Raw genomic sequence first — 21121 nt, forward strand, 5'->3', positions numbered from 1 at the left:
AATCTGAATTGGCAATGAGTATCTGTGGGAGCGGGCTTGCTCGCGAAGAGGCCGTGTCAGTCAACATCAATGCTGACTGCCTGTCCGTTCGCGAGCAAGCCCGCTCCCACATTGGATATCTGTTGGGCATGGCGTTGGTGTTCACCGCTGATGACCTGGCCGGACTAGACGTCAGGTCGGCTATCAGGCCGCCTCGCCTTGGCTTTTGATTTGGCTTTTGAGGTATACGCCCCCTCGAGGGCATGCCGAGCCTTAGCGAGCCACCGAACGAAAGGGGCAAAAGCCCTTGGTTACTTGGGGCTCTTCCAAGTGACCCGCTGTAAGAGCGGAACCCGCAAAAACGGATATGTACACAATCAACCAAAGACACGATTCAAAACGCCGTGACGCCACCATCTACCGCCAGCGAATGCCCCGTGGTGAACGCAGCACCATCGCTGCACAGGTACAACACGGCACTGGCGATTTCTTCAACCTTGCCGATACGACCCACCGGGTGCATGGCGTTGGCGAACTCGCCTTTCTTCGGGTCCGCTTCATAGGCGCGGCGGAACATGTCGGTGTCGATGACCGCCGGGCACACCGCATTCACGCGAATTTTTTTCTTGGCGTATTCGATGGCCGCCGATTTGGTCAGGCCGATCACCGCGTGTTTCGACGCTGCATAAATGCTCATCTTCGGCGCAGCGCCGAGGCCGGCGACCGAAGCGGTGTTGACGATCGCGCCACCGCCCTGGGCCAGCAACAACGGCAACTGGTACTTCATGCACAGCCAGACGCCTTTGACGTTAACGCCCATGATCGCGTCGAACTCGTCGACCGTGCCTTCGGCCAGTTTGCCTTTCTCGATCTCGATGCCCGCATTGTTGAAGGCGTAGTCGAGACGGCCGTAGGTATTCACCACCTCGTCCATCAGATTTTTCACATCGCTTTCCAGGGTGACATTGCAGCGCACGAAGGTCGCTTCGCCGCCCGCCGTGCGAATCAGCGCCACGGTGCCCTCGCCACCGGCCGTGTCCATGTCGGCCACCACCACTTTCAACCCTTCGGCGGCGAACGCCTGGGCGGTCGCGCGGCCGATACCGTTGGCGGCGCCCGTTACGACAGCAACCTGGCCGGAAAACGTCATGCTCATTGTTATGTCCTCGAAGAGAAGAATGCGTGGGTTCGCGTGCGCCCAGTCTAGCCACAGGCGTTACCGCCACGGCAGCACTATCAGAAGGCCGGTTGGGCGCCCATGAGTTGCAGTGATAGAACGGCCAGCGTGACTATCACTGCACTGGATCAGCCTGCATTCGCCGCATCAGCCAAACTTGCGGCGGCGGCAATGAAGGTCTATCAACAAGGCTTCATTCATCTTGAGTGCCTGTCATGACTACCCAGACCAATCGCCAATTCCTGCTCGCCAAACGTCCGGTGGGCGCGGCTACCCGCGAGACTTTCACCTATCAGGAAGTACCGGTCGGCGAACCGGCCGCGGGTCAGATCCTGGTCAAAAACGAATACTTGTCCCTGGACCCGGCCATGCGCGGCTGGATGAACGAGGGCAAGTCCTACATCCCGCCCGTCGGTATCGGCGAGGTCATGCGCGCATTGGGTGTAGGCAAAGTCGTGGCTTCGAACAATCCAGGCTTTGCGGTCGGTGACTACGTCAATGGCGCCCTGGGGGTGCAGGATTACTTCCTTGGCGAGCCTCGTGGTTTCTACAAGGTCGATCCGAAACTGGCACCGCTGCCACGTTATCTGTCCGCGCTGGGCATGACCGGAATGACCGCCTACTTCGCCCTGCTCGATGTCGGTGCGCCGAAAGAAGGTGACACCGTGGTGCTATCCGGCGCGGCCGGGGCGGTGGGCAGCATTGCCGGGCAGATTGCCAAGATCAAAGGCTGCCGTGTGATCGGCATCGCGGGCGGCGCGGACAAATGCAAGTTCCTGATCGACGAACTGGGGTTTGACGGCGCCATCGATTACAAGAGCGAAGACGTCGTCGCCGGCCTCAAGCGCGAATGCCCGAAAGGCGTCGACGTTTATTTTGATAACGTCGGCGGCGATATCCTCGACGCGGTGCTGAGCCGCCTGAACATGAAGGCACGGGTGGTGATTTGCGGCGCCATCAGCCAGTACAACAACAAGGAAGCGGTCAAAGGTCCGGCCAACTACCTGTCGCTGCTGGTAAACCGCGCGCGGATGGAAGGCTTTGTAGTGATGGACTACGCCGCGCAGTTCGCCGCTGCCGGGCAGGAAATGGCCGGCTGGATGGCCAAGGGGCAGCTCAAGAGCAAGGAAGACATTGTTGAAGGACTGGAGACATTCCCGGAGACGCTGATGAAGTTGTTCAGCGGCGAGAATTTCGGGAAGTTGGTTCTGAAGGTTTAACGCAATATCTGAAATGCCTACAAACTAATGTGGGAGCGGGCTTGCTCGCGAAGGCGATTTTACATTCAACGATAATGTTGACTGTTACTCCGCTTTCGCGAGCATGCCCGCTCCCACATGGATCTACTGTGTCTGGTTAGGCGATTTCGGCTACCACGGCCGCCAGCGCCTTGGCCGGATCCGCCGCCTGGCTGATCGGACGGCCGATCACCAGATAATCGGAACCGGCATCCAGCGCCTGACGCGGAGTCAGGATGCGGCGTTGATCGTCTTGAGCGCTGCCCGCCGGACGAATCCCCGGGGTCACCAGTTGCAACGACGGATGAGCCGATTTCAAGGCCTGGGCTTCCAGTGCCGAGCACACCAGACCGTCCATCCCGGCTTTTTCCGCCAGTGCCGCCAGGCGCAGGACCTGCTCCTGCGGTTCGATGTCCAGGCCGATGCCCGCCAGGTCTTCACGCTCCATGCTGGTCAACACGGTCACGCCGATCAGCAGCGGTTTCGGGCCGCTGCGCTGGTCCAGCACTTCACGGCAAGCAGCCATCATGCGCAGACCGCCGGAGCAATGGACGTTGACCATCCACACGCCCATTTCCGCCGCGGCTTTTACCGCCATGGCGGTGGTGTTCGGAATGTCGTGAAACTTGAGGTCGAGGAACACTTCGAAACCCTTGTCACGCAGGGTGCCGACGATTTCAGATGCGCAGCTGGTGAACAGTTCCTTGCCGACTTTGACCCGGCACAGTTTCGGGTCCAACTGGTCGGCCAGCTTCAGTGCGGCGTCACGGGTGGGGAAATCCAGGGCGACGATGATAGGAGTCTGGCAGACGGACATGTGCGGGCTCTCAGGCAGGACGAAATCGGCGCGCATTGTAGCGGAACCAGCGCGGCTGCGGGACCCGATGATCGGTAAATCGTCGTCGGCGCTCAGCCAAGACTAGCCCCTTCGCCAATTGTGTCGAGCATCGACAAAAAAACCTCAAGGCCGGCGATCTTCCACACGCGCCTGGCTCTTGCTCCAGTCGTTCAACAAGCTATACGCCACGGCCAACAACGTCGGCCCGATAAACAGGCCGATGAAACCAAAAGCGAGCAACCCGCCAAACACCCCCAACAGCACGATCACCAACGGCAAATTCCCACCGCGACTGATCAGGTAAGGCTTGAGCACGTTGTCGACCCCGCTGATGATGAACGTGCCCCAAATCCCGAGGAACACCGCCATCCCATACTCGCCCTTCCAGGCCAGCCAGGCGGTCGCCGGTATCCACACCAGCGGCGGCCCCATGGGAATCAGGCTGAGCAGGAAGGTGACGATGCCGAGCACGAGTGCGCCAGGCACTCCGGCAATCAGGAACCCGATCAACGCCAGCACCGCTTGAGCAGCCGCCGTCCCGATCACACCGTTCACCACCCGTTGCACCGTGCCCGCCACCAGTTCGATGTAATACCCGGCGCGATCACCGATCAACCGTTGCAGCAGCCCATGGACAAACGTCGCCAGGCGCGGACCGTCCCGGTAGAAAAAGAACACGAACACAATGCTCAGCGTCAGCTCGAGAATGCCGCCGCCAATCTGTGCACTGCGCGCCAACAGCCAGTTACCGACCTGCCCCAGATAAGGTCTGAGCGACACCATCATCGCCGCGCCTTGCTGGTCGATGCTGTTCCAGATCACCACCAGACGCCCGCCCACCAAAGGAACGCTGCCCAACCAGGTCGGTGCCTCGGGCAAGCCATCCATCTGCACATCCTTGATGAACGCCGTGGCGTCGCGCACATGGTCCGCCAGGTTGAAACCCAGCCACACCAGCGGCACCGCCACCAGCAACATCCAGCCCAGGGTCAGCAATGCCGCCGCCAGGGATTCGCGACCCTTGAGCCAACGCGTCAGCAAACGCATCAGCGGCCAACTGGCAAACGCCAGCACCGCGCCCCAGAACAACGCCGACCAGAACGGCGCCATCACCCAGAAGCTCGCGCCAAACAGCACCAGGAGCAGGATTTGCACCAACAGCCGATCGTTATTGATCATCCGAATCTCGAAAAAAGTCAGTCCGCAAAAGAGTAGGCGAACGCGGCCGACGCGTCCGCCTGATACAGCTTATCGCAACAGTTCGATGTGCAGACCAGAGCCTTCGACGCTGCCCGTCTCCATCCGCGCCGACCGTACGCCCTGACTCATTAATGCCTGACGCCAGACTTCGGCATTCGGCCCGGAAACGCTCACCCGCAAGGTCGTGTCCAGGTTCAGGCCGCGCGAGAGCAAGCGCAGCCAAGTCTCGTCGGGCGCATTTGTCAGTTTCGGGAAGTCGAGCTCGCCGGTGCTTTTGAGCTCTCGCAACAAGGTAGCGGAGGTGGGCAGCAGATCACCCAGCGGTGCGGCAGCGTCGAACTGTTCGACGTGCAGATAGGCTTTGCGATTGCCGCGAGTGATGCTGTACAGCGCCACCAGGGTGTTGTCCTTTGGCGCCGCCAGCCGCAACAGCAAATACGCTTGCTGATCGTCAGCGCCATAGAGCTTGGCATTGCCGAAGACTTCATTGGCCCACAGGCTGCTTTCACCGCAATCACGGGCCTGGCACCAGAACAGCAATTCGGCGTCCTGCTTCTGCAAGGCTTCGCGAGCGGCTGTAAACGCCTCGATCGACGAATGCTCCGATGGCAGCTCGTAGGTCACCGACGTGGTTTGTCCACGGGCGCTGACCTGACCGTCGAAGCGCAACTGGCCGCTGATCTTGCGTATGGAACCCAGCGGGTAGATCCGTTCGAGCTCGACCGCCGGGCGATAGTCAACGATCTGCGAATCGGCCACGCGCGGCACGATAGGCAGGTCCTGACTGCCCGGCACATCGGCGGCAAACAACAGAGGACTGAAACAACACAGTGCCAGCAGACTGATTGAACGCATGGATGAGCTCATCGGATCAGCATGGCCTGGGCACCCTTGACGACGCTGGCGTCGTCGATGCGTTCGGGAACCAGCAACCCACGCTGCACCGCCGGACGCGCTTCCATACTTGCCATCCAGCGTTGCAAGGCCGTCAAGCCGTCCACGGCGACACCTGACCACTCGTGGCCACGCACCCACGGATAGGTGGCGATATCGGCAATGCTGTAATCGCCGGCCAGAAACTCCACGTCTTGCAGGCGCGTGTCGAGCACTTCATAGAGCCGAAGGGTTTCATGCTGATAGCGGTCGATGGCGCCCTGGAGTTTTTCTGGAAAGTATCGGAAAAACACATTGGCCTGACCCTGCATCGGGCCAATTCCGCCCATCTGGAACATCAGCCACTGCAAAACTACCGAACGCCCTTTGGGATCCCTGGGCAGCAGTTTGCCGGTCATTTCAGCGAGGTAAATCAGGATGGCGCCGGATTCGAACACGGCAAAATCGCCGTTGGCGCGGTCGACAATCGCCGGGATCCGGCCATTGGGGTTGATCTTGAGGAAGTCCGCGGACTTCTGTTCCTTCTTGTCGAAACTCAAGGCGTGCACCGTGTAGGGCAGGCCGAGTTCCTCGAGCACGATAGAAACCTTGTGGCCATTCGGGGTCGCAGCGGTGTAGAGATCTATCATGGTTGTCTCCCATTTCAACCCGCCCAGCCTCGACAGTTGCCCGGCGCAAGTCAAGGAACGGCGAAAAACCGATTGAAACAGTCTGCGACAAGGTCGGCACCGCGCTCGTCATTCAAGTGCAAATGATGGCCGCCAGGCAGCTGTTCACGGCTAAAGGGTAGACGCTCCAGCAACTCAGGATGTTTGGCGAGCATGCCGTCGGCCGCGACGACCAGCAGCGCAGGACAGCTGACCCGCTGGACGAAGGCCATGGCCTGTTCGGTGGTCAGACGCAGCGGCGACGGCAGCGTCAGGCGGTTGTCGGTACGCCAGGTGTAGCCGCCCGGCACCGGCATCAAGCCACGCTGGGCCAGCAGTTCTGCGGCTTCGCGGCTGACGGCCACCAGACCTTTCATGCGCGCTTCGATGGCGCGGTCGAGGGTGTTGTAGACCGGTTTGCTTTTCTCCCGCAGATCCAGCTGCGCTTGCAGCGCCATGCCCATGCGCTCGGCAGCATTTTCGCCTTTGTCTGTAGGAGGAATGATGCCGTCGATCAAGGCCAGATGGGTGACACGTTCCGGCAACGACCCGGCAATGATCAACGAAGCGATCGCGCCCATGGAGTGCCCCATCAGCGCAAAACGCTTCAAGCCAAGCTGTTCGGCGACTTGCAGCACGTCATGGGCGTAGTCCCACATCGCGTAACCGGCACCCATCGGACGATGCCCGGAATGACCGTGACCGGCCATGTCCAGCGCAATGATGCGCAGCCCTTTGAGCTTCGGCGCCAACCGGGCAAAGCTGTTGGCGTTGTCCAGCCAGCCGTGCAAGGCGATCACCGGCAAACCGTCTTCGGGACCGAACAGGTGCGCTGCCAGCTCGATGTGCGGCAGGCTCAGGCGGACTTCTTCGACGACATGGCTCATGCACAATCCTGCTGATGACGACCGTCCCAGCGGCTGAACAGATTTTTCAGCAGCACGGCCGTGTCCTGGGGACGTTCGAGGGGAAACATGTGCCCGCCAGGCATGGTCAGGGATTCGCCCAACGGCAGGCGACCGACAGAACTGGCGTGATGACGCATCACCACGCGGCTCTTGTGTCCGCGCACCACTGCCAACGGCACCTTCAACTGCCGAGCGCTGCCGGGGCTGGTGTGGGGCACGCCGCGGTAGATGCTGATTTCCGTGGCCGGGTCGAATCGCAGCCGCAGTTTGTCGCCGACCTTGTGCAAACCGTGTTGCAGGTAGGCGTCGAAACATTCCGGATCGAAGCTGCGAAACAGGGTTTTGCCGGCGAAATAGCGTCGCGCGCTTTCGAGGTCGGCGAACTCTTCCCGACGTCCCAGCGTACGACCCGCCGGAGTCAGGCGGTCGATAAAACCGAAGCGTTTGGCTGCGCGGATCACCCATTGATCGGCGCGGGTCAGCACCGGCGAATCGAGCATCACCACGCCGCGGTACAACTCGGGACAGCGCAACGCGGCGTGCAGGTGCAGCACGCCGCCGAAGGAATGGCCGACGCCCCACACCGGTTCCGCCTGCTGTTTGAGGTGATGAATCAGCTCGTCCACCAGGTTGTGCCAGTTGTCGTCCGCGGGAAAGCGCGGGTCGTGGGCGTGCTGCTCCAGATGCGTCACCTGATACTCGGGCGCCAGCGCCGCGAACAACTTGGCATAGGTCCCCGAAGGAAAACCATTGGCGTGGGCGAAAAATATCAGCTGCGACATACCGGTCGATCCATCAACGAAAAACAGAACCCGATTGTCCGCAAGCCCACCGCGTTCCGCAATGACCGTAACTGCCAGGGAAGATGACAGTCCGGTCAGGGGCATGGGCTATTCAGAAATCGGGACCTTGTGGCGAGCGAGCTTGCTCGCGCTCGGCTGCGCAGCAGCCGCAAAACCGGTGAGCGCCGTGTGACGGGAGAACGGGATTCCGGCAGGGGGCTGCTTCGCAGCCCCGCGGGAGCGAGCTCCCTCGCCACGGAAAATCCTTGGCCCGAAAAGTGTCGGTCACTCTACAATCAACGGGCCGGCGGATTCTCTCCCAACGGCACCACTGCCATGGTCAACCGCGACACACAACTGGCCTTGCCCTCATCGCTGGTCAGCCGTATATCCCAGACATGGGTCGTACGCCCGATGTGAATCGGCTTGGCCACTGCTGTCACTCGCCCACTGCGCAACCCGCGCAAATGGTTGGCGTTGATTTCCAGGCCCACGCAGTAAAACTTGCTCGCATCGATGCACAAATAACTGGCCATGGAGCCGACGGTTTCCGCCAGTACCACTGAAGCGCCGCCATGCAGCAGACCATAAGGCTGGTGCGTGCGGTGGTCGATGACCATGCTCGCGGTCAGCGACTCTTCGTCAACGGCCTCGAAGCGGATATCCAGCACTTCGCCGATGGTGTTTTTCTGGAATGCGTTCAACTGCTCGATGCTGGGAGTGGTACGCCACAAACTCATTGCAGACATCCTTTGTTGGTTTTGTTTGTGACTCAATCCTGCCACAGCACCACTTCGCTGCGCTCGCTCCATTCTTCGAACCGGGCACCGTAAGCCGCTTCGATTACGTTGCGCTTGATCTTCAGGGTCGGAGTCAGAAAACCGTTTTCCACCGCCCAGCTGTCTTTGACCACCACGAGGCGGCGCAGGCGCTCATGTTTATCAAGGGCGTCGTTGACCTCCTCCAGCAGTTTTTCCAGGCTTGAATGCAAGCTGGCGCGCGCGGTTCCGCCCGCGTCCTGCTGTCCGACCGCGGAGAGCACACACAATCCCAGCGGCGCGCTCAAACCGTCGCCGACCACGCACACCTGTTCGATCCGCGAATGCACTGCAAGGCGGTTTTCGATCGGTGCAGGGGCCACGTATTTGCCTTTGCTGGTCTTGAAAATCTCCTTCAGCCGTCCGGTCAGGCGCAGGTTGCCTTCGGCGTCTTGCTCGCCCTTGTCACCGGTGCGCAGGAAGCCGTCCTCGGTAATCGTGTCGGCGGTTTTTTCCGGCTCCTTGAAATACCCGAGCATGGTCGCGCCGCTGCGCACCATGACCTCGCCCGATTCGGCGATCCGCACTTCAACCTCCGGGCAAGGCTTGCCGATCCAGCCGGGCTTGTTCTCGCCGGACCGGCCGATGTGGGAATAACCGCAGCTTTCGGTCATGCCGTACACCTCCAGCACGTCCAGCCCGAGCTTTCGATACCACAGCAGCAAGGTCTGCGGCACCGGCGCCGCGCCGGACAGCGCGACGCGCAAGGCGTCCAGCCCAAGCCCGGCAAGCACTTTGTGCCCTACCCGCTTGCCGATGAAGGGCAATCCGAGCAGGAAGTCGAGACGTTTCGCCGGGATCTTGCTGTACACGCCCATCTGGAACTTGGTCCAGATGCGCGGCACGCCGAACAGTGCAGTCGGCCGCGCACGCCGCAAATCGGCAAGAAAAGTATCGAGGCTCTCGGCAAAGAACACGGTTTGCCCGGTATAAATCGACGCCAGTTCAACGAACATTCGTTCGGCAACATGGCACAGCGGTAGATAGGACAGCAGCCGATCCGACTCATTGAGGCCGAACAATTGCGTGCCGTGGGTGGTGGCGAACCCCAGCGTGCCAAAGCTGTGCATCACGCCTTTGGGCATGCCGGTGGTGCCGGAGGTGTAAATGATGGTCGCCAGTTGGTCGGCGGCAGGTTTGGGGTCGTCCTGGATCGGTGAACACGCTTGCAGGTCAACCCAGCTGAAATCGAAGCGGCCCGGCGGATGCAGTGGCAGGCTGATGGTCGGCAGGTCGGGGCTGACCCCGCGGGACATGCCGGGCCAGTCATCGAGCTTGCCGATGAACGCCAGCGCCGCTTCGGAGTGTTCGAGTACTTGCGCGACGGTTTCGGCGGTGAGGTTCGGGTACAACGGCACCGAAACGTGCCCGGCCATCCAGATCGCCAGGTCGGCGATGATCCAGTGCGCACAGTTTTTCGAGATCAGGGCGATGTGGCTGCCTTGCGGCAATTCCTGCGCCCGCAGCCAGTGCGCGGCGCAACGGGCCTGATGGCCGACGTCTTCCCAGGTCAGGGTTTCGACCTGACCGCCGCCCACCGGTTGAACCAGAAAGCGCTGACGGGGATGACGGGCCTCACGCTCGTAAAAGACGTCCAGCGGCAAACGAAAAGCAGCAGACATGCGACTCGCTCCTTTGTTTTTGTTCTGGAGCAAGCGTAGTCAACCAAGCGGTTGCTTGGTTGACTATTTCATTACAAAAAATCAGCAACGCCGGCGCCCCTTGTGGGAGCGGGCTTGCTCGCGAATGCGGTGTGTCAGGCGCCATCAACTTCGACTGATACACCGCCTTCGCGAGCAAGCCCGCTCCCACATTGGACCGAGCGCATCAGATGCTATGGGTGTTTGATGCTGTTGAGCTTCATCGCCCCCGCCAGTGGCAAATCCCCTTCGAGTTCCGCAAGACCGGCGGTGGCCACCCTTTCCGGGTCCTGTACATGGCCATGCTGCAGATATCCCAGCAAATTGCCCACCAGCGGGTTATGACTGACCAGCAATGCGCGATCCACGGACACCAATTGCTCAGAGACCACTTGTGGGCTGTAGTCCGGGGTCAACCATTCGACGGTGCGAATCTCCGGCGCGAACCCCAGCGTCTCGCGCACCAGTTGCGCGGTCTCCTGCGCACGGCGATAGGGACTGGCATAAATGGCGGTCAGCTTTTTGTCCATCAGTTCGGCAGCCGTGCGCAACACTTCTTCACGACCGTGGTCTGTCAATGCCCGCTCGGAATCAGGACGTTTGCCGTGTGGCTCGGCTTCACCATGACGCAATACCCAGAGTTTCATAGCTTGGGTTCCTCATCTCGGGCCGGATGCGGCGCAGGCGCCACGACGTGTGGCGCTTCACCTTCCGGCGTACGCGGCGTCGGCCAGTCGGCGAACGGCCAGGGCTTCTGGTCGCTGTGGAACGTGCCGAAACGACCGATCTGCGCCAGGAACTGGCTCAGGCTGTCGCCGAAATTCATCAGGCTGGCGCTCGGGGCGCCATAGATCAAACGATAGACCAGTTGCACCAGCACCACGGCGCCGAGGATGAATTGCGCCACCTGCCAGACCAGCAGGAAGACGATCATCCACAACACCCGTAGCAGGATGGATTCGTACTTGGCTTCTACTTTCGGATCGTTCATGTGCAATTCCCTGCCTGTTTTAAAAGCGTGCTCAGTTGAAACCACTGGTGGAAATAAAGTCGACGTCGGTTTTCGGTTCGCCGCGCATCAACAATTCAATCACCTGATTCAGCGTGCGCCCTTCGAACAGAATCGCGTGCAGCCCGGCGACCAGCGGCATGTACACGCCCACTTCCTGGGCCTTGGCCTTGAGCACTTTCAGGGTGTTCACGCCTTCCGCGACTTCGCCCAGCCGCGTCACCGCGTCTTCCAGGCTCAAGCCTTGGCCGAGGGCGAATCCGACCTGATAGTTACGGCTTTTCGGCGACGAACAGGTCACGATCAAATCACCCACACCCGCGAGCCCCAGGAAAGTCATCGGGTTGGCGCCCTGATTCACGGCAAAGCGGGTCATTTCCGCCAACGCCCGGGTAATCAGCATGCTCTTGGTGTTTTCGCCCATGCCCAGCGCCACCGCCATGCCGGCGATGATCGCGTAGACGTTTTTCAGCGCCCCGCCCAACTCCACGCCGAAGCGGTCGGCGCTGGCGTACACGCGAAAGGTGCGGCCGTGCAGCGCTTCCTGCACCCGTTGACAGAGTTCTTCGTCTTCGCTGGCGACCACGGTGGCGGTCAGTGCGTGTTCGGCGATCTCACGGGCCAGGTTCGGCCCGGACAGCACGCCAATACGCGCTTGCGGGGCGATCTCTTCGAGGATCTCGCTCATCAGTTTGAAGGTGTGGGCTTCGATACCTTTGGTCAGGCTGACCAGCAGTTTGCCGCTCAATCGTTCGGCGTGCGGGACCAGCACCGAACGCAGTGCGCTGGACGGCAGCGCAACGAAGCATAGGTCGCAAGCCTCCAGTGTGGCTTGCAGGTCAGTGACCGCATCCACTCCCGGGAGAATCTTGATGCCTTTGAGGTAACGCGGGTTCTCGCGATTGACCCGAATGGCTTCTGCCTGTTCAGGGTCACGCATCCACTGCCGGACCTGAAGCCCGTTCTCGGCCAGCAGGTTAGCCACAGCGGTACCAAAACTTCCGCCTCCCAGGACCGCAATCGGGCGCTGCTCAGTCATATGCAATCCGTTAATCCATACCAGTGGCGATGTCGGCATTATACGGAGCGGCCCACTGGCGGCCAGCCCCCGCGTCAATTACCGGCACTTGTCTGAAGAAGACCAATAAATCCGAGGAAAATGCGGTCATCTTGACTGGAAAAGTCGACCGGCTCGGTTAACATGCGCCCCAGTAAAAGCGCTATCAAGGATGTGTTGTGTCGTTTTACTCTTCTTCACCCCACTCGCCGCTGGCTCTGGCGCTGATCTTCAGCCCGCCGTTGCTGGCCGACGACCTTTTTCTCGACAGCGAACCGCTGCCGCACGTGCTGACGGCTACCCGCCTGAAACAGTCGCCGGCCGCGGTGCCGGGGAGCATGACGGTGATCGACAGCGAATTGATCAACGCCAGCGGCGCCCGGGACATCAGCGAGTTGCTGCGGCTGGTGCCGGGAATGATGGTCGGCAACGTCACCGGCAATCAGGCCGCAGTGAATTACCACGGCACCAACGCCAGCGAAGCACGGCGCATGCAAGTGCTGATCGACGGCCGTTCGGTATACCGCGCCGGCCTGGCCACGGTGGACTGGAGTGACATTCCGGTGGCCATGGAGGACATCGAGCGCATCGAAGTCTTCCGCGGCCCGAATACTGTCAGCTATGGCGCCAATGCGCTGATGGCGGTGGTCAACATCATCACCCGCAATCCGGCCGACAGCCAAGGCACGCGGATGAAGGTCACCCGCGGCCAGCGCGGCATCGACGATTTTTACGCCAGTCAGGGCGTGAATTGGGACGATGGCGACTTGCGCCTGTCGCTGTCCGGCCTGCAGGACGATGGCTTCGACTCAGACCGCAAGGGCGCCGACTATCGTGACAGCCGCCGCCTGAACCGCCTCAACCTCGCTGTCAGCCAGACGCTCAACGAACAGCAAAGCCTCGACTGGCAATTAAATGCCAAGGACGGAAGCAATCAGCGGCCTTATACCTACCGTCCGGTGTTCTCGGGGATTACCACCGCCGGGAACAATTCCGACGTCGTCGCCAAAGACTACGCCGGCTCCTTGCGCTGGAACCTCGACCTCAATCCCGACCACAGCCTTTACATTCAAGGCTCGGCCCAGCACTGGGATCGTCAGCAGACCTGGCGAGCCTGCGACGCCGAGGTCTCGTTCAGCCCTGAACTGACCGCGCTCTGGCAGCTCAACCCGAATTACACCGAACGCCTGGCGCGCAACATCGAGCGCTACGTCGGCCTTGGCGCACCGGCCGGCACGGCGGCGGAGCAAGCCCTGGCCAATCAAGTGCTGGACCAGTGGGGAAACGGCGCCCGGCAAACCCTGTGCGGTGACGTTGACCAGAGCACCCGTGAATCACGCTACGACCTCGAATTGCAGGACACCCTCAGCCTGTCCGACAGTCTGCGACTGGTCAGTGGCCTGAACTATCGTTACGACCGGGCGGATTCCGAGACCTATTTCAACGGCACGCTCGATGACACTACGTGGCGGGCGTTCGGCCAACTCGAGTGGCGAGCGACCGAACACTGGTTGTTGCAGGGCGGTGCGATGTTCGAAGACACACAATTGACCGGCAATTCGCTGACCCCGCGGGTGGCGGTCAACTATCTGATCAATCCGCGCCATGGATTGCGCGCGGTATATTCGGAAGCTATCCGTTCTCCGGACATGTTCGAGAACAACGTCAACTGGAGTTACCAGGTGACCAACCTGCAACCCGCTGCCTTCGGCCAGAGCAGCGCCCGTTATTTCGTCAAGACCCGCGGCCCCGGCAACCTCGAGCAGGAACACATGCGTTCAAGGGAACTGGGCTACAACGGCTTCTTCGCCGAGTGGGGCCTGGCGGTGGACGTGAAGGTGTTCCACGACGAGATCACCGGCATGATCAGCGAGCCGTTGCGCAACAATCAGTACATCGCCAGCAACGCCAATAGCTCGCGCTTTACCGGGGCGGAAACCCAGCTCGACTGGCGCCTTGGCAGTGCCGACCGACTGCGCCTGACCTATGCCTACGTCGATGCCCAGGCGAGCAATCCGCTGGATGCGCGACAGACCGCGCGCAACAGCGGCTCCGCCGGTTGGCTGCGCAACTGGGGCCAAGGCTGGAACAGCGCACTCTTCTATTATGGTAACGACGCGCTCAACGGTTATCGCTTCGAACGGATCGACACACGCATCGCCAAACGCATCGGCCTGGGCAAGGCCAGCCTGGAACTGGCCGGCGTGCTCCAGCAACGTCTCGACAATCAACCCACCACTTTCGTTGATAACAACTACGACGAGCGCCGAGTGATGTACTTCAGCGCGGAGCTGGCGTTCTAGATGCTGCGGTGTCCGTCGCGCAAGACGCCAATCCTTGGCCGCCTGCTGGCCGGGTTGTGCCTGGTGTTTGCCGGTTGGCTGGTGAGCCTGTCGGCCAGCGCCGCGGACATTCTGCTGACCGGTGCCGATGACAGCCCCGGCATGCAGGCGTTTGCGACGGCCCTTGGCGAATTGCGCCCCGGCGACACGGTGCGTTTCCAGCCTTTGGCCAGTCTGCCGGCACCGGGCAAGTTGCCCGCCAGCCTGCGTTTGATCCTGCTGGATCTGCCCAGCCTCGACTGGCGCCTGCAAGATACCCAAGGCCCGGTAACGTTGGTATTGCGCCTCAGTCGCCTGCAAGCCCGTCAGCGCCTGGGCGTCACCCTGCCCGCGCGTTTGAGCCTGCTCTGGAGCGATCCGCCGCCTGATCGGCAATTACGCCTGGCACAAATACTGCTTCCTCAGGCCAAACGAATCGGCGTGCTGTACGACAACCATAGCGAGTTCCTCTTGAATGAATTGCGCCAGGCCGCCCAACCGCTTGGTCTTGAGATCGTCACCGAACGATGGGACAACACCAATGACAGTCGACCGTTGCAGACGCTGCTGAGAAACAGCGACGTGCTGCTGGGCCTCGATGATCCCGACCTGTACAACCCCAAGACCGCGAAAAACCTGCTGCTCAGCAGCTACGCGCGGCAAACCGCGCTGATCGGACCCAACGCCGGGTTCGTCAAGGCCGGAAGCCTGACTAGCACCTACAGCGACCAGAGCGACTGGCTGGCGATTCTCGACGAACTGCTCGACCAACCACCGACCACCTGGCCACGTACGCATTACGCCAATCGCTTCAAAGTCTTGAGTAACCCACAAGTGGCTCGTTCATTAGGCATTGAACAGATCAATGAAGCGTTTGTCGCAACTCAGTTGGCTGAAGGAGAAAGCCGTCCATGACTTTCCGTCGTCGTTGGGACATCAATACCCGCACCCAGATCATCAGCCTGGGCCCTGCCCTGCTGCTGACCTTGCTGCTGATCAGCTTCTTCACCTTCGTGCGGATCCAGGACCTGCGTCAGGAGCTCAATCACACCGGTCAACTGATTGCCAACCAACTGGCGCCGGCCGCCGAATACGGGGTGATTTCGGGCAACAACGAGGTGCTCGAAAGCCTGCTCAAGGCCACCCTGGCCACGCCCAGCGTGCGCTTTCTGGAAGTGCAGGACAGCGCCAACCGTATTCTGGTGTATGTCGAGCACCCGTCGGAAACCTACACCCGCTCGAAACAGGTCGAAGTGTTCCAGGCGCCGGTGCGCTTGCAACGAATCGCGCTGCACAATGAGTTTTTCCAGGGCAGCAAAGTCGTCAGCACCGCCCCCGCCGAGGATTACCTGGGCCGGGTGATCGTCGGTCTGTCGAATGACGCCTTCAGCAAACGCCAACAGGAAATCCTGTTCAAGGCCGGCGTCCTGGCGCTGTTCGCTCTGCTGTTTACCTTCCTGATCGCCCGGCGCCTGGCCGGCAGTCTGTCGCAGCCGATCCGCGATATCGGCAATGCGGTCAAGGCGATCCAGAGCGGCGACTACAAAACGCCGCTGCCGATTGTCGACGACACTGAACTGGGCGCGCTGTCGCAGCACATCAACAATCTCGCCAGCGGCCTCGAACAGGCCAGCCGTGAACAGCATCAGGCCATGGCGCAGTTGATCCAGACGCGCGAAGAAGCGGAAAAGGCCAACAACGCCAAATCCGATTTCCTGGCGATGATGAGCCACGAACTGCGCACGCCGATGAATGGCGTGCTCGGCATGCTGCAACTGTTGGAAACCACCGAGATGACCGAGGAGCAGGTCGAGTACGCGGCGTTGGCCTCGGAATCAACCGAACACTTGCTCAAAGTGATCAACGATATTCTCGACTTCTCGCGCATCGAGCGCTCGGAACTGGAGCTTGAACACATTCCGTTCAATCTGGCGGACCTGATCGGCAGTTGCGCCCAATCGTTCCAGCACAGCGCGTTGCAACGCGGGCTCGATCTGGCACTGATGATCCCCGAAGACATGCGTGCATTGCAGGTTCAGGGCGACCCGACGCGGATCCGGCAGATTCTGGTGAACCTGGTGGGCAATGCGCTGAAGTTCACCGAGCAGGGCCGCGTCACCATCGAACCGCAGTGGCAGTCGCTGGATCACGAATTGTTGTGGTTTACCTGCACCGTGCGCGACAGCGGGATTGGTATCCCGGCCGAAAGCCTGGAGTTGATGTTCAACGCGTTCCAGCAGGCCGACAGTTCTATTTCAAGGCGTTACGGCGGCACCGGGCTGGGACTGCCGATTGCCCGCACCCTGGCGGAACGCATGGGTGGCACCTTGCGCGCCCAGAGTGAGGAAGGTCGCGGCTCGGTATTCACCCTGGAAATCCCGCTGGCACTGTCTAAACAGATGCTGCCGGTGCTGACGCCGCGTGCACCGACAGGCAGTGGTGATGGCGAAGGCCGCAATGTGCTGCTGGTCGAGGACAACCCGGTCAATCAGACCGTCATCGAAGCAATGTTGCGCAGCCTGGGCTTTACTGTCAGCGTCGCCACCGACGGCGCTCAGGCGGTACGCAGCGCCGAAAGCCTGATTTTCGAAGCCATTCTGATGGACTGCCGACTGCCAATCATCGATGGCTACGAAGCCACCCGACAGATTCGCCAACTGCCCGGTTGCACCGACCTGCCGATCATTGCGTTGACTGCCAACGCCTTGCAGGGCGACCGTGAAGCCTGTCTATCGGCGGGAATGAACGATTACCTGGCCAAGCCGTTCAAACGCACTGATTTGCAGCAAATTCTGCAGCGATGGGTGCAGTAGTGCAGGCCTTTCGACCATCTGCGACTGGCGTGAAAGGCGAAAGTGCGGCAGTCTTAGGCACCCGAACAGGCCCGAAAAGGGGCTTGAATAAAAATTTCAGTGCACAAGTGTACATTCATGTCCTTGGTGCTGTGACTTTCACCACAACGCAATAGTCTATGAGTAGGCTGCTGATTCGAGGCATGAACGCTTCGATCGGCCGGGAAGATTTGCCCCACCTGCCGCATGGGACTATTGAGGAGCTCGCATGACCAAACAAAACGCCTTTACTCGGGAAGACCTGCTGCGCTGCAGTCGCGGTGAGCTGTTCGGCCCGGGTAACGCGCAACTGCCCGCCCCGAACATGCTGATGGTGGACCGCATCACCCTGATCAGTGAAGAAGGCGGCAAGTACGGCAAGGGTGAATTGGTCGCCGAGCTGGATATCACTCCGGATCTGTGGTTTTTCGCCTGTCACTTCGAAGGTGACCCGGTGATGCCAGGCTGCCTGGGCCTCGACGCCATGTGGCAACTGGTCGGCTTCTTCCTCGGCTGGCAAGGCCTGCCGGGCCGCGGCCGCGCCCTGGGTTCGGGCGAAGTGAAGTTCTTTGGTCAGGTTCTGCCGACCGCGAAGAAAGTGACCTATAACATTCATATCAAGCGCGTCCTCAAAGGCAAGCTGAACCTGGCCATCGCCGATGGTTCGGTGACTGTCGACGGTCGCGAGATCTACACCGCCGAAGGCCTTCGGGTCGGCGTTTTCACCTCCACTGACAACTTCTAAGGGTTATCCGCATGCGCCGCGTCGTTATCACTGGTCTGGGCATCGTTTCGTGCCTGGGCAATGACAAAGAGACCGTCTCCGCTAACCTGCGTGCAAGCCGCCCTGGCATCCGGTTCAACCCGGAATATGCCGAAATGGGTCTGCGTAGCCAGGTTTCCGGCTCCATTGACCTTCCCCTCGAAGAGCTGATCGATCGCAAGATCTATCGCTTCGTCGGCCACGCGGCGGCTTACGCCTACCTGGCCATGAAAGACGCCATCACTGACTCCGGTCTGACCGATGAGCAAGTCTCCAACCCGCGTACGGGCCTGATCGCCGGTTCCGGTGGCGCCTCCACGCTGAACCAGATGGAAGCGCTGGACATCCTGCGCGAGAAAGGCGTGAAACGCGTTGGCCCGTACCGCGTCACGCGGACCATGAGCAGCACCGTTTCCGCTTGTCTGGCCACCCCGTTCAAGATCAAAGGCCTGAACTACTCCATCGCTTCTGCCTGCGCCACCAGTGCTCACTGCATCGGTACGGCCATGGAACAGATCCAGATGGGCAAGCAGGACATCGTGTTCGCCGGCGGCGGTGAAGAAGAGCATTGGAGCCAGTCGTTCCTGTTCGACGCCATGGGCGCACTGTCCAGCCAGTACAACGAAACCCCGGAAAAAGCTTCCCGTGCCTACGACGCCAAGCGTGACGGTTTCGTCATCGCCGGCGGTGGCGGCATGGTCGTGGTCGAAGAGCTGGAACACGCTCTGGCCCGCGGCGCGAAGATCTACGCGGAAATCGTTGGCTACGGCGCGACCTCCGACGGCTACGACATGGTCGCCCCAAGCGGCGAAGGCGCCATCCGCTGCATGCAGATGGCCATGTCCACCGTTGACGCACCGATCGACTACCTGAACACCCACGGCACTTCGACTCCGGTCGGCGACGTCGCGGAAATGAAAGGTGTGCGTGAAGTGTTCGGCGACAAGGCTCCGGCCATCAGCTCCACCAAGAGCCTGTCCGGTCACTCCCTGGGCGCCGCCGGCGTTCACGAAGCGATCTACTGCATGCTGATGATGGAAGGCAACTTCATGGCGGGTTCCGCCAACATCGACGAACTGGACCCGGAAGTGGCAGACATGCCGATCCTGACCAAGACTCGTGAAGACGTCGCCTTCAACACCGTGATGAGCAACAGCTTCGGCTTCGGTGGCACCAACGCTACGCTGGTACTGCAGCGCTGGCAGGGTAAGTAAGACCCCGCCGCTACGCTGCACATAAAAACGCCCCGACTGGTTCGGGGCGTTTTTTTTGTGCCTGAAATAAATGGCCCAGGCAAGGCATAAAACCTGTGGGAGCGGGCTTGCTCGCGAAAGCGGTGTATCAGGCGACATCAGCATTGACCGTGCCGCCGCTTTCGCGAGCAAGCCCGCTCCCACAAGGATTGTGACGAATCTAAAGCCGTTGTTTTTTCAGTTCGAACATGAAGCTTTTGTCATGAAACTCAGCGCCCTGCGACCGAAGGTCGCGTATTACGCGGGCTACAGGACTTTTGCCGATTCTGTAAAAATGGGTTGCCGAATTCTGCCATTTACTTAGCCAGCTAACAAAATATATAACAAAGGCCTGCACACGCCTTGCTGCAGATATCACAGAGATTGGAGCTAGCAGATGACTGTAAAAGTAACTGAACGCGACGATTCACATAAATCCCATGAAGGCGTAGCCGCCGGTATCCGGATCTGGGACGTGCACCAACAAGGCATGTTGGTCGGGATGTTCCACTCCGAAACCGACGCCCACAGCTACAAGGCCGAACTGGAAGTGCAGGAACATAAGCGAGAGTCCGCGAACGGCTGAATCGAATCCAGATACTGATTACAGCCTGCTTCAGCCACTGCGAACAGGTTGTAGTCGGATCGCCCCGCTTTACACGACATTGATGGAAACCAGGTAAAGGTTGGTGTCGATCACCTCCGAAGGAACTGCATCGACGATCTCACCATCCTCTAGCCTCACGAACTCGCACTCTCCGCTGCCCATGCCATCGTTCCTGATCGCAAACTGGATCGAGGACGGGTGACGCTTGAAGTAATTGAACGGCATGCCGCACGCAATCAGAAAATCAATCTTCGCATCTATGATTTCAATTTCGCTGTCGCGCTCACCTTCTTTCTGTACCACATAATCGAGGCATAAATTAATGCCGAACGGACAACCTGGGACGAGACTGTTTACAAACGTTTCCCCGTAACCGCCAAAATAACTATGCTCTGCCTGCACACTGCTGAGCTCTTTAACTTTCACCAAAACCTCATCAAACAACTTAAAAACCCAATAGCCGTTCTCAAAGGCAACATGATCTCCAAAATCGATACCGGACACGTACCGTTTTGGCCACATCGACATGAGTGGAGTATCGACTTCATATTCTTTATTGGTCATCGCCAGTAAATAATTTATAACATCATAGTAGCTACCTTCACCCTCGCCGACCTTGATCAACGCTGCGCAACTGCCTGCGAGCAAAACTATCTTCCCATACTCTTCAACAGGCAAATCTGCCATTAAGGATTTTATGCACGTCGGAACTTTGTCCAGATACGCGGTTGTCAGTTCATGAAGCTCCTCTTCACTGTCGACTTCGCGCCAGGGAATATTCCAGAAAAACTCGGGCAGGGTGAAGAATAGACAGGCCGCCCCCGGAAATCTCCCTCGTGCTGCAAGCGCCGCGATTTCAAGTTTCCGGCGCACATAGGAAACTCGTGCATTCAGTTCAATGGTTACATAATCAGTGATGGACTGCCGAGGGGCGCGCAAACTTGAATACATTGGCGTAAACGTCGGCTGACGCAAAGAAGCAATATTTATCAACATTGTTACTATCCTTGTAAATTATTTATTAATTGCCAATCCTCCTCAAATAAAAAACACTGATCCTGAATAGCACGCAACCGACATATCGGCAGAGCAGGTCTATCGAGACCACACAATAAGCGTTATTAGTTTTGAATAAAGAAAGCCCGAAAGATCGTATCGACACGCTCTTTCGGGCTCAACA

General features: G+C 59.8%; 20 protein-coding genes. 7 read left to right on the forward strand and 13 right to left on the reverse strand.

All coding sequences use genetic code 11. The features are described 5' to 3' along the window. Window positions 1-373 precede the first annotated feature (373 nt). Entirely contained in the window at window positions 374-1135 is a 762-nt protein-coding gene (locus ACA073_RS19050) for an SDR family oxidoreductase (RefSeq protein WP_150631761.1), read from the reverse strand. Window positions 1136-1371: 236 nt separating this feature from the next. On the opposite strand from ACA073_RS19050, the gene ACA073_RS19055 reads away from it, so the two are divergent. Continuing rightward, a complete protein-coding gene (locus ACA073_RS19055; RefSeq protein WP_497398606.1) occupies window positions 1372-2376 on the forward strand; it encodes an NADP-dependent oxidoreductase in 1005 nt (334 codons plus the stop codon). Between the two features lie 136 nt (window positions 2377-2512). Here the strand turns inward: ACA073_RS19055 and pyrF are convergent, their stop codons facing one another. From pyrF to ACA073_RS19110, 11 genes are all read right to left on the reverse strand, one after another. After that, window positions 2513-3211, reverse strand: a complete 699-nt coding sequence (gene pyrF, locus ACA073_RS19060) for an orotidine-5'-phosphate decarboxylase (protein ID WP_462010175.1) — start codon at window positions 3209-3211, stop codon at window positions 2513-2515. A gap of 144 nt (window positions 3212-3355) precedes the next feature. Then, window positions 3356-4411: an AI-2E family transporter gene (locus tag ACA073_RS19065; RefSeq protein WP_497398608.1), complete on the reverse strand. Its 1056-nt coding sequence runs from the start codon at window positions 4409-4411 to the stop codon at window positions 3356-3358. Window positions 4412-4480: 69 nt separating this feature from the next. Next, on the reverse strand, window positions 4481-5287 hold the full coding sequence (locus ACA073_RS19070) for a DUF4892 domain-containing protein (RefSeq protein ID WP_497398610.1): 807 nt from the start codon (window positions 5285-5287) through the stop codon (window positions 4481-4483). An 8-nt stretch (window positions 5288-5295) separates the two neighbouring features. Beyond that, window positions 5296-5955, reverse strand: coding sequence for a glutathione S-transferase family protein (locus tag ACA073_RS19075; protein WP_497398612.1), 660 nt, complete (start codon window positions 5953-5955; stop codon window positions 5296-5298). 50 nt (window positions 5956-6005) lie between these two features. After that, entirely contained in the window at window positions 6006-6860 is an 855-nt protein-coding gene (locus ACA073_RS19080; protein WP_497398614.1) for an alpha/beta hydrolase, read from the reverse strand. Continuing rightward, window positions 6857-7663 carry an alpha/beta fold hydrolase gene (locus tag ACA073_RS19085; RefSeq protein ID WP_497398616.1) on the reverse strand — a complete coding sequence of 269 codons (807 nt, stop codon included), beginning with the start codon at window positions 7661-7663 and terminating at the stop codon, window positions 6857-6859. Before ACA073_RS19085 ends, ACA073_RS19080 begins: the two co-directional genes overlap by 4 nt. Window positions 7664-7959: 296 nt before the next feature. Further along, window positions 7960-8403: a hotdog fold thioesterase gene (locus tag ACA073_RS19090; protein ID WP_497398618.1), complete on the reverse strand. Its 444-nt coding sequence runs from the start codon at window positions 8401-8403 to the stop codon at window positions 7960-7962. Between the two features lie 32 nt (window positions 8404-8435). Continuing rightward, window positions 8436-10103, reverse strand: coding sequence for an AMP-binding protein (locus tag ACA073_RS19095; RefSeq protein ID WP_497398620.1), 1668 nt, complete (start codon window positions 10101-10103; stop codon window positions 8436-8438). Window positions 10104-10315: 212 nt separating this feature from the next. Beyond that, window positions 10316-10768, reverse strand: coding sequence for a phosphohistidine phosphatase SixA (gene sixA, locus ACA073_RS19100; RefSeq protein WP_497398622.1), 453 nt, complete (start codon window positions 10766-10768; stop codon window positions 10316-10318). Next, window positions 10765-11112: a DUF4389 domain-containing protein gene (locus tag ACA073_RS19105; RefSeq protein ID WP_223450364.1), complete on the reverse strand. Its 348-nt coding sequence runs from the start codon at window positions 11110-11112 to the stop codon at window positions 10765-10767. The genes sixA and ACA073_RS19105 overlap by 4 nt, the downstream gene beginning before the upstream one ends. Before the next feature lie 31 nt (window positions 11113-11143). Then, window positions 11144-12169, reverse strand: a complete 1026-nt coding sequence (locus ACA073_RS19110) for an NAD(P)H-dependent glycerol-3-phosphate dehydrogenase (protein ID WP_497398624.1) — start codon at window positions 12167-12169, stop codon at window positions 11144-11146. 197 nt (window positions 12170-12366) lie between these two features. Between ACA073_RS19110 and ACA073_RS19115 the strand changes: the two genes are divergently transcribed. From ACA073_RS19115 to ACA073_RS19140, 6 genes are all read left to right on the forward strand, one after another. Next, on the forward strand, window positions 12367-14490 hold the full coding sequence (locus tag ACA073_RS19115; RefSeq protein ID WP_497398626.1) for a TonB-dependent receptor plug domain-containing protein: 2124 nt from the start codon (window positions 12367-12369) through the stop codon (window positions 14488-14490). Then, window positions 14491-15423: an ABC transporter substrate-binding protein gene (locus tag ACA073_RS19120; protein ID WP_497398628.1), complete on the forward strand. Its 933-nt coding sequence runs from the start codon at window positions 14491-14493 to the stop codon at window positions 15421-15423. Continuing rightward, the gene (locus tag ACA073_RS19125) at window positions 15420-17321 is read left to right on the forward strand and encodes an ATP-binding protein (protein ID WP_497398630.1); all 1902 of its coding nucleotides are present in this window, start codon (window positions 15420-15422) and stop codon (window positions 17319-17321) included. Before ACA073_RS19120 ends, ACA073_RS19125 begins: the two co-directional genes overlap by 4 nt. Window positions 17322-17568: 247 nt before the next feature. Then, window positions 17569-18084: a 3-hydroxyacyl-[acyl-carrier-protein] dehydratase FabA gene (gene fabA / locus ACA073_RS19130; RefSeq protein ID WP_003179264.1), complete on the forward strand. Its 516-nt coding sequence runs from the start codon at window positions 17569-17571 to the stop codon at window positions 18082-18084. A gap of 11 nt (window positions 18085-18095) precedes the next feature. Further along, complete coding sequence (gene fabB, locus ACA073_RS19135) at window positions 18096-19316, forward strand: beta-ketoacyl-ACP synthase I (protein ID WP_497398632.1); 1221 nt, start codon at window positions 18096-18098, stop codon at window positions 19314-19316. Between the two features lie 415 nt (window positions 19317-19731). Beyond that, window positions 19732-19920: a hypothetical protein gene (locus tag ACA073_RS19140; protein WP_497398634.1), complete on the forward strand. Its 189-nt coding sequence runs from the start codon at window positions 19732-19734 to the stop codon at window positions 19918-19920. Between the two features lie 69 nt (window positions 19921-19989). Here the strand turns inward: ACA073_RS19140 and ACA073_RS19145 are convergent, their stop codons facing one another. Beyond that, window positions 19990-20937 (reverse strand): hypothetical protein, encoded by a 948-nt coding sequence (locus ACA073_RS19145; RefSeq protein WP_497398636.1) that lies wholly within the window; start codon window positions 20935-20937, stop codon window positions 19990-19992. Window positions 20938-21121 lie beyond the last annotated feature (184 nt).

It is taken from the genome of Pseudomonas sp. LBUM1670, from assembly GCF_059695695.1.

Bases quoted from the DNA above. Each gene is read 5' to 3' on its own strand.
- sixA (WP_497398622.1), bottom strand. From the start codon at position 10,768: ATGAAACTCTGGGTATTGCGTCATGGTGAAGCCGAGCCACACGGCAAA.
- ACA073_RS19050 (WP_150631761.1), bottom strand. From the start codon at position 1,135: ATGAGCATGACGTTTTCCGGCCAGGTTGCTGTCGTAACGGGCGCCGCC.
- ACA073_RS19070 (WP_497398610.1), bottom strand. From the start codon at position 5,287: ATGCGTTCAATCAGTCTGCTGGCACTGTGTTGTTTCAGTCCTCTGTTG.
- fabA (WP_003179264.1), top strand. From the start codon at position 17,569: ATGACCAAACAAAACGCCTTTACTCGGGAAGACCTGCTGCGCTGCAGT.
- ACA073_RS19075 (WP_497398612.1), bottom strand. From the start codon at position 5,955: ATGATAGATCTCTACACCGCTGCGACCCCGAATGGCCACAAGGTTTCT.
- ACA073_RS19080 (WP_497398614.1), bottom strand. From the start codon at position 6,860: ATGAGCCATGTCGTCGAAGAAGTCCGCCTGAGCCTGCCGCACATCGAG.
- ACA073_RS19095 (WP_497398620.1), bottom strand. From the start codon at position 10,103: ATGTCTGCTGCTTTTCGTTTGCCGCTGGACGTCTTTTACGAGCGTGAG.
- fabB (WP_497398632.1), top strand. From the start codon at position 18,096: ATGCGCCGCGTCGTTATCACTGGTCTGGGCATCGTTTCGTGCCTGGGC.
- ACA073_RS19145 (WP_497398636.1), bottom strand. From the start codon at position 20,937: ATGTTGATAAATATTGCTTCTTTGCGTCAGCCGACGTTTACGCCAATG.
- pyrF (WP_462010175.1), bottom strand. From the start codon at position 3,211: ATGTCCGTCTGCCAGACTCCTATCATCGTCGCCCTGGATTTCCCCACC.
- ACA073_RS19065 (WP_497398608.1), bottom strand. From the start codon at position 4,411: ATGATCAATAACGATCGGCTGTTGGTGCAAATCCTGCTCCTGGTGCTG.
- ACA073_RS19085 (WP_497398616.1), bottom strand. From the start codon at position 7,663: ATGTCGCAGCTGATATTTTTCGCCCACGCCAATGGTTTTCCTTCGGGG.
- ACA073_RS19105 (WP_223450364.1), bottom strand. From the start codon at position 11,112: ATGAACGATCCGAAAGTAGAAGCCAAGTACGAATCCATCCTGCTACGG.
- ACA073_RS19125 (WP_497398630.1), top strand. From the start codon at position 15,420: ATGACTTTCCGTCGTCGTTGGGACATCAATACCCGCACCCAGATCATC.
- ACA073_RS19140 (WP_497398634.1), top strand. From the start codon at position 19,732: ATGACTGTAAAAGTAACTGAACGCGACGATTCACATAAATCCCATGAA.
- ACA073_RS19110 (WP_497398624.1), bottom strand. From the start codon at position 12,169: ATGACTGAGCAGCGCCCGATTGCGGTCCTGGGAGGCGGAAGTTTTGGT.
- ACA073_RS19120 (WP_497398628.1), top strand. From the start codon at position 14,491: ATGCTGCGGTGTCCGTCGCGCAAGACGCCAATCCTTGGCCGCCTGCTG.
- ACA073_RS19090 (WP_497398618.1), bottom strand. From the start codon at position 8,403: ATGAGTTTGTGGCGTACCACTCCCAGCATCGAGCAGTTGAACGCATTC.
- ACA073_RS19055 (WP_497398606.1), top strand. From the start codon at position 1,372: ATGACTACCCAGACCAATCGCCAATTCCTGCTCGCCAAACGTCCGGTG.